Source organism: Serratia aquatilis, from assembly GCF_044865145.1.
GTDB lineage: Bacteria > Pseudomonadota > Gammaproteobacteria > Enterobacterales > Enterobacteriaceae > Chania > Chania aquatilis.
Genome location: NZ_CP173186.1, coordinates 3,522,580 through 3,536,202 on the forward strand (window position 1 = coordinate 3,522,580; position 13,623 = coordinate 3,536,202).

The 13,623-nt window shown below is 49.8% G+C and carries 8 protein-coding genes; 2 read left to right on the forward strand and 6 right to left on the reverse strand.

Annotated features, from left to right (window positions below):
* From SAQUA_RS15920 to ybiB, 6 genes are all read right to left on the reverse strand, one after another.
* Positions 1 to 4,032: a cellulose synthase subunit BcsC-related outer membrane protein gene (locus tag SAQUA_RS15920; protein WP_380680513.1), complete on the reverse strand. Its 4,032-nt coding sequence runs from the start codon at positions 4,030 to 4,032 to the stop codon at positions 1 to 3.
* Positions 4,033 to 4,068: 36 nt separating this feature from the next.
* A complete protein-coding gene (gene bcsB / locus SAQUA_RS15925) occupies positions 4,069 to 6,510 on the reverse strand; it encodes a cellulose biosynthesis cyclic di-GMP-binding regulatory protein BcsB (RefSeq protein WP_380680516.1) in 2,442 nt (813 codons plus the stop codon).
* On the reverse strand, positions 6,507 to 8,639 hold the full coding sequence (gene bcsA / locus SAQUA_RS15930; RefSeq protein ID WP_380680519.1) for a UDP-forming cellulose synthase catalytic subunit: 2,133 nt from the start codon (positions 8,637 to 8,639) through the stop codon (positions 6,507 to 6,509). Before bcsA ends, bcsB begins: the two co-directional genes overlap by 4 nt.
* A gap of 20 nt (positions 8,640 to 8,659) precedes the next feature.
* A complete protein-coding gene (gene bcsQ, locus SAQUA_RS15935; protein WP_380680522.1) occupies positions 8,660 to 9,463 on the reverse strand; it encodes a cellulose biosynthesis protein BcsQ in 804 nt (267 codons plus the stop codon).
* Positions 9,454 to 9,984, reverse strand: a complete 531-nt coding sequence (locus SAQUA_RS15940) for a hypothetical protein (RefSeq protein ID WP_380680525.1) — start codon at positions 9,982 to 9,984, stop codon at positions 9,454 to 9,456. Before SAQUA_RS15940 ends, bcsQ begins: the two co-directional genes overlap by 10 nt.
* Positions 9,985 to 10,468: 484 nt before the next feature.
* Positions 10,469 to 11,428 carry a DNA-binding protein YbiB gene (ybiB, locus tag SAQUA_RS15945; RefSeq protein WP_380681217.1) on the reverse strand — a complete coding sequence of 320 codons (960 nt, stop codon included), beginning with the start codon at positions 11,426 to 11,428 and terminating at the stop codon, positions 10,469 to 10,471.
* A 657-nt stretch (positions 11,429 to 12,085) separates the two neighbouring features.
* On the opposite strand from ybiB, the gene SAQUA_RS15950 reads away from it, so the two are divergent.
* Together SAQUA_RS15950 and SAQUA_RS15955 are read left to right on the forward strand one after the other, a co-directional pair.
* Positions 12,086 to 13,069, forward strand: coding sequence for a fimbrial protein (locus tag SAQUA_RS15950; RefSeq protein WP_404413052.1), 984 nt, complete (start codon positions 12,086 to 12,088; stop codon positions 13,067 to 13,069).
* A gap of 13 nt (positions 13,070 to 13,082) precedes the next feature.
* Positions 13,083 to 13,619 (forward strand): fimbrial protein, encoded by a 537-nt coding sequence (locus SAQUA_RS15955; RefSeq protein WP_380680528.1) that lies wholly within the window; start codon positions 13,083 to 13,085, stop codon positions 13,617 to 13,619.
* Positions 13,620 to 13,623: the final 4 nt, after the last annotated feature.

Below are 13,623 nucleotides of genomic sequence, written 5' to 3' on the forward strand. Positions count from 1 at the left end.
TTATTTCCCGTCTAACAGATATTTAAAATAGAGCAAAGCCTTGCTCTCGGAATAGCTGCCGAAAGTGTCATAACCTAGCTGCCCTCCGACCAACGTACTCGGCGTCACCTTATAGGTTCCACCCGCTTTCAAATTGTAACCAATGCCGTTCTTGTCTTCGCTGGCGTACTTCGCCTCTTTACCGTACCCCTGACTGACCAGGCCTTCCAACTGCGATTGAAGATCTGGATCGTTCGGGAAGTAGGGGCTTTCCTCTGTGCTATAAGTCTGATACCCGACGCTGCCACCCAGATAATAGGTCAAGTTATCCAGCTTCTTGGTAAACTCGATGGGCAACGAAATGCTCAGATAATCCTGCGGGCTGAAATATCCCCCTTGACCATAGCTGAAATAACTCAGGTTCTTGTCAAAGTTCATGTAATTAACATTGACGCCCACCTTCAGCTCGTTCTCATCGTCCTTATAGGGCCGAATGTAGGCACCCAGCGTCCCGGTAAGGCTTTTGTTGCTGGCAACGTTATCACCCATGTAACTGTAATATCCCGCTCCGCCATAAGCACCGACAACGCCATCGTCGTATCCCAGATTGACACTGCCACCGTTTTTAGTGACAGCACCCCATTTCTTACCTGTAATGGTATCTTCAGTACCAACGTAAGAGAGAAGGCTATCCGTAACGGCCCTACGCTCAACCGTCAAATCAAGCGTAGAATGCTGGCTTAATTTGGGCGACCATTTCGCTCCGCCGACGATCGAGGTAATACCACTCCCCAATGGCGTGCTGCCGACGTCCACCTTATAGCTATCACCGCTTAAGGCGAGCGCCAGCTCAACGCCGGTATCCTGTTGTTTACCAGGAGAGTCAGCGTAAAAATCATTCGGGTTGAAGGTCTGCGGCTGAGTCACCAGCCCCGCAAGCGTCTGCTTATCGGCATAGGCCTGGTTCTCGGCTATCGTCGCAGCGGCACATTCAGCAGACGTTGCGTTGATTGAACATAGGCTATCGCGCGTGGCATGGAGTTGCTGATAACGCAGATCGGCGGCTTGCGCAGCGGCAATCGAGTTTTGCGAGGCAATCAGGGAAGCCTGGGTTGCGGCCTCTACCGCTTTAGCCTGTTGCAAGGCACCAGTACCAAAACGCGCATTGGCACCATTAGTTGGCGTACCGGATTGCAACATCACTGGCGTCACGTCAAAACTGACCCTACCGCTATCAAATGGCATACCAGATAACGTGATCGGGCTTCTTACCTCGGTGATATTACTCAGGCCACTTTCACCACTGCTGTTATCACGCAGACTGATGTTACCCTGCACCCAGGTGGCTACCTTGCCCTGTATTTCATCCATCAGTTTTTCAATATTCTGCAAGGTGGCGTTTTTAGCCACCTTCTCAGGCGCGCGATGTTGGCCATTGCCGTAACTGCCTGCTAGCCCCGGAGCCGCTACCTGCCAAGGAAGAACCTCGCCGTAGGCCGAAGGGGAAGAAGAACTCAGTGCCGATGGGGAAACGCTCTGATTGGCGAAGGGGTTATCCGCCAATCTCAATCCACCAACCATTGCAGTATCGCCCCCAGTTACGCCACCGAGACCATTGGCACGGTGCTTAGCCTCACGTAACAGGACCAGGGCTTGCTGATAACTGCCATCTGCCTGGGCAACACGGGCTGCCAGCAACAGTTGGTCGGCTGTTTTAATAGCTGGCAATCCACGCACCAGCTGTTTAGCCCGATCAACATCGCCTTCGGACAGCGCTACCCCAACGGCTCCTTCTCTAGCCCCTTGATTGAGGCCATTACGACTGAGCAGATAATTGAACACCTGCCCAGCTTCTTTATTCATGTTGCCAGATTGATAGAGCCGCCCCATTGCCAGCATAATTTCTGGGTTTTGCGGATCACTGCGCAAAGCGCCGATCAATTTGTCATAGGCTGCACCGTATTGCCCTTGCAGACGCAGTTTGTCCGCCTCATTGATCACGCTACCCAATTGCAGTTGACTGATATCTTTTGAGGTACTGCGGGCACGTAGCGCCGGGTTATTTAACCAGGCATCCGCTTCCTGGCTTAATCCAGCCTGATTGAGCACGGCAATCTGACCTGCATAATCACCCGCACTACCTTTAACCCCCTGGCGCATGTTGTCGCGAACCAGCTTTACCGCCGTGGTGGCGTCACCTACGACCATCAGATCTTTCGCTAACTCCCCCAGTGCTGCAGGGTCTGAAGGTGGCTTCTCCGCCAGTTGCCGTAAAATCACCGCTGCGCTGGCGGTATTCCCTTGCTTGATATAGTTTTCTGCACTGACACGCTGTTGGTTTGCCGCTGCGGTTGCCGCTAATGCCCGCATAGCAACGCTTTGCCTGGCCACCGGGATGCGCGCCATCAAGGTAGACACGTTCAGCCAGTCATTGCGTTCTGACGCGAACAAGGCGGCAGCGTAAAGGCTGTCTGGCGGGGCCCCCATCTGCATAAGCGGAGAGATCAGAGTCTGGGCTTGAAGTTCTTGCCCCTGTTTATTAAGAATGCGTGCCATATCCAGACGCACCCAGACATTCGAGGGCTGTTTTTCCAGCGCCTGTTGCAGGTACGTCATTGCCCGTTGCGGTTCATTATTTTGCATGGCCACTTCGGCCTGTTTACGCAATGGATCGACATTCACCCCAGCTACCGCCTTTAGGATCTTCGGACGAAGATTGTCAGGGATAGTCTGCAACACCAGCTCAGCCTCTTTGCTCTTATCACGCTGTTGCAGTAACAGGTAGTAAAGCCCCAGTTTGGCATCGTTATTCTGTGGGTTCTGTGCCAACAGGCCACGGTACATCTGCTCGGCGGCAGCGAAGTCTCCTTTCTTGCGGGAGAGATCGGCGCGGAACATCGTAACCGCATCGCCTTTTTGCCCCGTCGCGTTACTCAGCGGGGCACTGAGGCTTAACGCCTCATCCAATTTGCCTGCGTTGGCGGCCTGCTTGGCTTTTTCCAGGTTGCCATAAAAAGCGGCATCCTGCGCTAGCGAACTCCATTGTGCACTTTGCGGCCCTCCCTGCTTCGCCGCCTGGGTGAGATAACTTTCGGCCTGGCTGAAGTCACCACTGCGCATTGCAGCGAACCCCATACCGGCCAAAGCATCACCATCGTTAGGATTGCTTGCCAGGATGGTGGCAAATTGATTCTTGGCACCGCTGAGATCTCCTTTATTAAGCTCAGAGAACCCGGCACTTTTTGCCGCGCCAGCAATATTCTGCTGGTAATAGGCCGCTACGGCCTTGTCTGTTGGATGCCGTTGTTGATAGGCATCGTACAGCGGTTTATCACTTGGCTGTGGTGCCAACCAGAGCAGCGCCTGCTTTAACGCCTGATCTGCTTCGCCATTATCTGGAGCCATTGATGCCAGCAGATTAATCCCTTCCCGGCGCGTCGACTCCTGATAGGTCAACACTTTGCCCAGCACAGTGCGGGTTTGCACATCATTAGGCTGCAGCGCTAAACGCTGTTTGAGGCCATCAATCGCCTCCGGTCGGCTGCCCGGTATGCCGGCTAGCGTGAGATAATACTCATTAGCCAGGCTATCAATCGGCGTCTTGCCATTGAAAATAGACTGATAAACAGCAATGGCCTGCGGGAAATCCCCTTTAGATGCCGACTGCCGAGCCTGAGCCAGTAAGCTTTTGGAAACTGACTGCGCCGCGCTGTTACTGCTTAAAGCCTGCAAACGCGGATCATTGGGCGAAACAGCACTCAGCTTCTTCTGCCATAGTTCCGCATTAGCCTTATCCCCGGCTTGCATGGCATACAGGGATAACAGATACATCGCCTCAGCATTGTTCTCGTCGATCAGCAGGATTTTCTGCAAGGCGCCTTGAGCCAACTCATCATGGGATTTGTCATGCCAGTACGCAGCCTGTTGGAAGAGTGCTTTCAGCGCCGGATTACTGTCCTCGGCCATCGCCGATACAGAGAAAATTGTCAGCCCGGCCAAAGAGACCCAGCAAAGTTTCTTTTTCAACAATATGTTCAATTGGTTATATTCCATGAACAGCTCCTGTCCAGCTGCAGGTCGAGACGTATTTTAGTTTTCATCTTCAGCATCTCTCCCCAGACGTTTGGCGGCATGTTTCCGCAGCAGAGTATAAAGACTCAGCCCCAACACCACAGAGATAGCCAACCCCGTAAGCGATAACAACACAAGATGTTTACTGGCATACCAGATAAAAATCAGGTACCAGGGAAGTTCCCCACTCGGGAATTGCTGACCAACCTGAAAACTACGCACACCATTTTGATCGGTGATCACTGCCAGATCGCCACGTATTCCGGCGTTGATCTTTAACGTCTTCAGGTCAGAGTAGATTTTACTCAGGCCATCGTCTGAAGAAGCACTGGCTGCCACCACTACCCGCTGCGGATCCCAAGTTGAACGGAAACTCAAAAATCCCCGCCACTCATTCACCGAGGATAAATAGCGATCGGCATCAATTCCCTGCGACCTCCAGTTTCCTGTCAGGTAAGAACGCAGTTTGTCGAGCATAGACTGCTCCTTCACCGCCAGTGTTCCCCTTTCGTTGCGGGTAAAAGGCACTCCCTGTAACAAACGCTGATAAAACGCACTCTGCTCCAGCGAAGCCACCACCAGCACGTCCCGCCCCTTGAATTCCGGATCCTCACTTTCATTGCCCTGTAAGCCAAAGCGGACATCCACGTTGCTGACCGCACTCCCTGTTGCAGCTCCGGATTGAGCGGTCAAATTCAGCAACGTCCGAACTTCATTTATAGTCGGTTTTTCAGCCATTAACAGTACGGTCTGCGAGAAATCCGCCAATCTGGAGAATGGGAAGGAGGCGCCGACAAAATAGGAAAGATTTGGCAACTCAGTAAAATGGTAGGTCTGACTCAAATCAATATAAGAATCAGGCCCGATATGACTCTTGATAGTGTTGTTATCTGCTGGATCACAGGAAGCGTTGTTTTTCGGCACAATGGTGAAATAGAGCTCAAGCATGTTGTCGCCGTATATCAGATAAGACGGCACGGGTATGCTGGCGCTTTCCTGGCGGATATCGCCACCAAATTGATGCCACAGCAGTTCTAGCAAACCATGTTGGTTAACCGGAAGGTTGCGCAAGAATGCTCCGTTCAGAGTGGCACTGAGCTGCGATTTACTCTCATCTATCCAATTCTCGGTCGGGAAACGGTAATCGATTTGCAAAGGAACGTTTCTGCCATCCCACATAAACAGGTCTGGCGCCGCACGGAAAGGAATACGTACCGCATCATGGTAAATACCAGTAACAGTAAGCTCATCTGGATTCGCTACCAGTTTGCTAAAGCTGACCGGCTTGCTGGTATCAATCCACCGAGGTGCGTCATAAGGTAAACTCACGGGGATCTCGACCGGTTTTACCGGAAGCGTGGCCGTTTTCTCAGGCAACGATGGGCTTACCAGACGGTATGCTGCCTGACGCATCTCAACATCGTTGCGCCCCATCACCAGCAGCAGTTTAAACACCGGATTTAGCGGATTATCGATAATCTGTAGCGTCGGCCCATCAACCTGTGGCAACGTCAATTGCCCAATCTGCTCCCCTGGGCGGGCAAAGATAATGCCATTTTGTTCAGGTAGCGTATCCTGCAAAACCTGAAAATCGAGGTTGTTGTGGCGAGCCACCTTGCCCAGATGAGAACTGACAATGGCAGCTGCCGCAACGTCTTCAGGCCGCTTGGCCTGGCTGAAAATCATATCCACGGTGGAAGGCGGCATTGACTGTGGATCGAAAAATGGGCGCGGGAAGCGGCCAATATTCTGGCCAATATTCAGCACTTGGTTTTCCAACTGCAAACGGGTGGTGGGCAATACCTTGACCCAATATTTGTTGGAAACGCCTTTTTCACACAGCATCGGCGTGTCGCCGCTATTCTCAATACTGAAGCTCAGGTTATTAAGCGCCACAATCATGGCTGCCGGGATCGGCACACGATACGTCGCCTTGGCTTCATGGAGTTGGTTTAACCTGAATGTGTTGAGCGGTTGGCCATTTAGCATCAGATGTAGTTCGGTGTTGCTCTCCATCAAAGCTGGCGATACTTCAACATCCATTATCAGGTTGCCATCAGTAACAACCAAATCCATAGGCAGGGTAAAGGTAATACCCGACTGCTGTTGCCAGTTGCTCAGCATCAGCCCTGCCGGTTGCCCCATCTCAGTCACCGAAAGTGTAGAGACGATCGACTGATTCAGGGCTACTGTGGGCGACGAGACATTCTCACTGGCGGGATTATTCCCAGCGACGTTCTGGTCAACACTGGCCGGTAAAGCTTCTGCAGGCGGTGTGTCAGCAGGCCGAGGTAACGAAGGAAACCCCTGAGCGTCGTTGTTGCCAATAACCGAGGATGGAAGAGGCAGGGGATCTGCCGCAATAGATAATTCAGGCAGGCTGGCCCATAGTATCAGGCTGCTTACCAATGCAATAAACGTGATTCGGCTTCTTGGCTGCGCTATTCCCGGCAGGCTCATATAATTTGTTCCTTTTCCTGCACCCGTTCCACACTGGCCTGTTTTTTCTGCTCTTTCTTCTGCTGTTTTCTCTCACGACGGTCTTGCCAGGAAAAGTAGAACAATTCAAAAATACAACGAATTATTCCCAGCAGTGAACGCAATGGCCGATCGCGCGGGTAAGGTTCGGTACGGATCCAGGCATCTGCCCGAGCCAACACCACCCGCACCAGCTCACGTCTTTTTTCGATAGGCAGTTCTTTAAACATCAGGCGGATAACCGATTTGTCGGCATCTATCAATTCAACCGGGAAACTCACACTGCCCGACTGTAATGCCAACTCCACTTCCTCGATCGGATCCTGCAGAAAACGCTCATCATGGTTTTTCAGCTTTACGCCGCCCATAGAAAGATCCAGGGTCTCCGTTCGCACCGCCGTTCCACTGGCAAAATAAAGCACTGCGGGAAGAGAAGCCTCAACGCGTATGGTTTTTCTGACCTGGCGGGTTTCCCTTGCGACGGCAATCGAAGCCAACAGGATAATCATGCTGAAACTGGCCCAAGCTATATTGAGCATAATAACCTGCGGGTTGGCACCAAAGTGATCTGGCATTGCCATCCGAACACCACCCCAGATACTGCCTAACAGTAATAATGTCACCGCAATGATATGTGGCCGAACAATGTGGAAATCGAAGTAGTTAACGTCCAGCAGAGCGCCTTTATCCGTTACGTTAAACTTGCCATGCTTTGGCGAGATAAGCGTCAGCAGAGTAGGAATAACCAAATGGAAACACATCACTGTTTCATATATTTCCCCCCAGAATGAATGGCGATAACGCCCGTTAGCTCTGGAGTTGATATAGATCGACATCACTAAATGCGGCAATACATAGGCAAAAATCAGCCCGGCCGATGACGCAATGATGTTCAGGTTAAATAACAGATAAAATAACGGAGCAATACAGAATATGACCCTGGGTAGCCCGTATTGGAAATGCAGCATGGCGTTCAGATAGCATAATCGTTGCTGCCAGTTCAGCCCTCTGCCAAATAATGGGTTATCTACCCTGAAGATCTGCGTCATACCGCGTGCCCAGCGGGTACGTTGAACAACGTGCAAGCCCAGTCGTTCAGTTGCCAACCCTGCGGCCAAAGGAAGCGACAGAAATGCGGTGTTCCAGCCTAGACGTTGCATTTTCAACGCGGTATGGGCATCTTCAGTTACGGTTTCAACCGCAAATCCACCCACTTCTTCCAGAGCAGAACGGCGAATAACCGCGCATGAACCGCAGAAGAAAGTGGCGTTCCAGTTATCATTGCCCTGCTGAACCGGCCCATAGAATAATGCCCCTTCATTAGGGACTCTTCTGGCCTCTGTCAGGTTGCGTTCAAACGGATCGGGAGAATAGAAATAGTGCGGGGTCTGGATCAATGCCAGACGATCATCGACCAGGAAACTGCCTACCGTTGCCTGTAAAAAAGCGCGCGTAGCGACGTGGTCACAGTCAAATACGGTAATCAATTCCCCCTGAGTCACCTTCAAGGCGTTGTTCAGGTTACCGGCTTTGGCATGATTATTATTGGTACGGGTAATGTAACCAACGCCAGCATCAGCACAAAAAACGGCAAACTCACTGCGTTTGCCGTCATCAAGAACATAGATTTTCATCTTGTCCTTGGGGTAGTCGATACATTGGGCTGCCAGCACGGTATCACGCACCACATCCATGCTTTCATTATAGGTCGGGATATAGACATCCACCGTTGGCCATAGCGATGTATCGTCGGGCAGTGGTTCAATGGTTCGTTTTAATGACCAGGTGGTCTGGATATAACCAAACAACAAAATGACCAGGGCATACAGCTCAGTCAAGAACAGAGCAATACCTAGCACGGCTTCCAGTGTGCTATTGAAGTGCAGGGTTTCTGTCGATCGCCAGTATATGTAGCGTAATGACATCAATGTAGACATGACGATCATTACCAGCGTGGCTTTCTTGCTTTTACTGAACCCTAAAATAAACACGATGGCAATACAGATAAAGCCAAACATGTACTGGTTATCACTGTTCATTGGCGCAATGATAACCAACAGAATAAAAGGCAACGCCAACAGCAGTAAGAAATAAAAGAGTATTTTATTCATAACTAACCAGACTATCCCTACTAAGAGCTGTAAATAGACGTAGTATGATGATACGAGCCATCTCCCACACTAAGCCCTAAAATAACTGCTACCTTTTTACTGATATGATCAATATCAAATGCAGCGGCCGAAACGGGGCTGATATCCATTATCGCCCGTTGCGACGCATTGGCTTCAGGAACACACTCATCACGATGGATGGTGCCCAACAATCTGCCTTGCAGACGTTGCTCCAGAAAATGCGTCACGTCCCTGCTTAACGTACGCCTCATGTCACTCTGATTAACAATGTAATACTCACCAACGCCATTACTGGCAGGTGGATTCATATATTTGTGCTGTTCTATGTCAGGTAACAGGCTGAGGGATGCGGTATCCGCCAGTAAAACCATAATGCGCATATCTGCAGCCGCCTGCATCGCCTGTATGGCAGCATTGCGCCCCGGCGGCATATCGGCAATCACCACCATGCCTGGGATTTTCAATACCGCACTCAGGCCACGCTGAATAAACATCGGTTCGTTAAGCAGATTATCATCAAACTGCAATCTCTCGCGCTCGGTGACTTCACCGTAAGGCAATAGAAACAGATTAGGCCCGACTTTTAAAATAAATTGGCTCCAGTCTGACAGTGTTCCTGACTGGGCCACAAAACCTCGGTTATCGGAGATAGGGACACCAAAATGAAGCCTAAGCGCATTCTGCGTATCAAAGTCAACAACGAGCACTTTACTGCCACTCCGGGCTAACGCATAAGCCAGATTAGCAGTAACCGTGGTTTTCCCTACCCCTCCTTTCGGAGAACAGACGCAGACTAACGGCATGAGGCAATAGACTCTAATAGTGGTTTAAGTAATGTATTACGGCCAACATCCATTTCACCGGCTGAGGACGTTTTCTTACTGAACATATTTTTAAATCGTTTAGCGTCCGTCTGCGGGGCGGCATTTCGTTCGGCAGACGAAGAATGCGCTCGATGTTCATGAGCAGAGAAGACCGGTGCAGCTTCCTGCGGAGGTGGGTTATTGGGCTTAGGCGCAACCATTGGGGCGAGATGTTCAAAATTATGAGAAACGTGAGCCGGAACAGGTTTATTTTCATTTACCGCGGCAGTGGGCTGAAATTGTTGTTGCCCCGCCAAAGAGGCTGCCGAAAAAAAATCCGTCGCGTTGGGTAGCGTAGGCTGAAAGGTAGCAGCGGCCTTGTTATCGGTCCCTGCAATCTGTTCAACAATAGACCAACGTTGGAGTGGCGACGCAGCATCTTCCCTTGGAAACTCTTTATAATCAATATTCTTCATATTGATTTTATCTTTAAACCGCTGCACATCATCATATTTGCTCATAATCTACACCTGTAAGATTATCCTTCGCACTCGATTAATGCCTACCAATCACTTGTGTCCAAAAACGTGATTTATCCCTTAAATACATCCAGACAACCGCCTGGATATTCAAGAACTATCTTCTTGCGGTTTAGATAGCGTAGCTGACAAGTCTCTTTTTACAACAAAGCAGTAGCAAAATAGAGAAGACATTCTTCACCATTAAGAACCCTACCGGGCTGATGCTGTTAATTATGCTTAATGCCCCGTGAGGGCGTTTTGAGTGTAATCTACTTTTTTAAAGTTATACACCTGAGTTTTCAAAGTTTTTCCATCACCCCTTCGATCTTTCCGGATCGCAGCCTGCGCTCCTTCGGTTAATGCTAGGAGTAACACATTAGGCTGTGTCCCTTAACTGTCCGTGGTGCCGTCGCAGCCCCGCAGGGCTGGGGCCAGTTAAGGGACACAGCCTGGCGGGCTGATTCGGTTTATCAGCCATGAAAAGTCAGATTTTGCTTAGCTTGGCCAATCCCTGAGCCAATGTCTCCACTTCACCAGTCGCTACCAGGCAACAGGCGATTTGCCAGGCAATAGATTCAGGGATCGCAACCTCACCCGCCAAACAACGTTCCGTCCAGCGTGCTGTCGTTTCAGCATCTTTAGCCGTGGGTAACTCAACCGTGGCATCCAGCTGTGGCCGTTCCAGTAAAATCTGCTGTTCTCCGCCGGCGATAACGTGGATCTGCGGGCAACGCTGTGGGTTGGCATAAGCCTCCCCTTCCGTACCGTGCATCAATAGCCCTCTCGCCCCAATCTGGCAAAAGAACGCCGCCACACGCCCAACATATTCCGGGTGAGAAACACTGGCAATGCGCAGTGCGTCGCTATCGCCAAACGGCGTGGCCAGCTTGGCCAGAGTGTGGGCGCTGTTACGCACCCCCATTTTCCAGCGCAGATCGAGTTGGGCTTCCAAGAAGGGGGAAAGTGCAGATACCGGGATAAATACCGGCAGCCCATCCTCTAGCCGCTGCTGAGCATGGCGAGGATCTTCCGACCAAGGCATACCGAGCGCACGGAAAATCTCTGCGCTGGTGACTCGGGTACTGTCGTTGACCACCCCGTGAACCACCACTGGTAGCCCTACGCGAACCAGCAGTAACGCCAGTAAAGGCGTTAGATTGGCCTGTTTGCGCGCGCCGTTATAGCTCGGCAACACCACAGGCATCGCCCGGCCCTGTGGCTTTTGCAGGCGTATGACCTGTTGCTGCATCGCCTGGTAGAAACCCAGCATCTCGCTCTCGGCCTCTCCCTTGATACGTAGTGCGATCAAAATGCCACCCAGCTCCAGCGCTGGAACATCACCAGCAAGCATCGCCTGATAAAGCTGGAAAGCGGTTTCCTGATCCAGATTGCGCGCATGTTGCTTACCGCGACCTATTTCTTTAATAATTTTGCTGTAATCCACCGATCGCTCCACTGCTAAGATTTGCGCCAGACCTATTTTATCCCCGACGCTGTTCAACTTCATCAGCTCATTTTTACCGCCCGCTGTCTTTTTTGCAACAATACGACGACGTGGGTCCTCTTCATAAGAGTGCGGGCACATTCCAGCTTCTGCAAACCTTCCGCACCGATAATTGCGGGCAACAACTCATACCTATTTGTACTCGTCATACTGCATGTTGCCTGTACGTTGGCTTTCCTCACTCACCCCAGTCACTTACTTGAGTAAGCTCCTGGGGATTCGTTGCGTTGCTGCCTTCCTGCAACTCGAATTATTTAGAGTATATTACATTGGGATATTTCTATTAAAACTTAAATTATTTTCACCATCAATTAAAAAATCAGAAAAATATATAGCCATGAAATGAGAAAAAATAAATTAAACGAGTAAAAATTACACCACAGCGCGTAATAACTTTAATATATTGACACATGAATAAATAATTAAAAAATTAATGAATGTTTGCATTTCAATTTCAGGTTGATGCTTAAATTTTAAAAAATAACAATTTCACATTGAAAACATTCTAAGTAGCCTATAGCATATAGTCATCTCGATATAACGCGTATTGCAGCAGCACTGAATATGAGGTAAAGGCTATTGATGGTCAGATTTTTTATGGGTGCGTTTGTTTGCCTGTTTTTGGCAACACTTTCTTTTTCGGCTCAAGCTCTTGAGTGCCACCTGGATAGCGTACAAGGTATTACCGAAGAGGTCGAGGATTTTGGTAGCATAAGAATTCCGATGGACCTACCTGTAGGAGCCCGATTATGGACCTCGAAGCAAATAACTCGCACCATGGTATGCTGGGCGCCGCCAAATGCGATGAGTGACGAGGGGATCTACCTGTACCCTAATCCTGATCAGATCGCTCTCCCCCCAGGCATCAGCTTCGGGCTGATTTATAACGGCAAAGATGAGGGAAAGTTCGGTGAAAAAATATATTCAGGAAACCGTGTCCCCGGCGGATGGAAGCCGAGTGAAGGGCCACGTACGTCTACATTTTCCATTCGTTACCAGGTTTATCTGGAACGAACCGGCCCTATTGGTGACATCGAAAGACTGAATCTTGATATGCCGATTTTTCAGCTTGATGGCGTATATGGAGTTAACAAAGAACGAGGTAAAAACTACCGCTATACATTAAAAGGCACCATGGACGAGATACAATGCTCCGTCAGTTTAACCTTACCCCAGAGCATAAATTTTGGTTCCATGACAACATGGGAGGGGCCTGGAAATAATACACCCGTAGCGAGCCAGAGTTTTTCTATTGGGGTGAGTAAAAGGAACTGTGGGACTGTTAACACTGACTTTTCGCTCAATGCTATCTTTGATACCCGAACTAACGATGCCTCCCTGCCTAACAACACTCAACCGCCTGGTACGGTAAGCACTATGATGGATCTTGGCAATGGCTTGGGTATGACGCTACAAGACTCGGACGGTAGAGCCGTCTCTTTTAATACCCCGCAACCTTTTGTCAATATGGCTGGTATCACAGATACGACAAAAAGATATACAGCAACACTGGTGGCAAAAGGCGAAGCTAAAGAAGGACCGTTTAATCGTCCATTAATCCTGCTGGTTAACTACCTTTGAGGAAATTTGATAAATGAAAATGGTATATTTGGCTACATTATTTAACCTGACAATATTTTTTTATACGTCAGCTTCGGCGCAAACTTTAGCTGCGGGGGAGACCATCATGATTCAGGGGGAATTAATGGCCCGCCCATGTAATATTGACCCTGAGCCGCTTTTCCAAACCGTCGATCTAAAAACTGTAAATACCAAAACGTTATACCGATATGGGCACAGCACCGCAGTGCCGTTTTTCATTACCCTGAAAAACTGCAACCCAATTCTATACAAAACGGCGAATATTACATTTATGGGTGAAGAAGACAGGGAATTAACCGGCAAATTGGCGGTTAACAATGGCACCAAAGGTGTCGCTATTGTGCTATTCGATAGCTCAGGGCAAGAAGTGAGTTTAAACCAGCCTACCGCCGGAACCGCTTTGGTTAACGGAAACAATAAACTGGAATTCAGTGCCTATCTTCAGGGACGCCCCTCCGCAATAAAAGACCGAAAGATAGTCGAGGGGCCATTCGATGCAACGGTAAGTTTCCTGATCAATTATCGCTAAAACA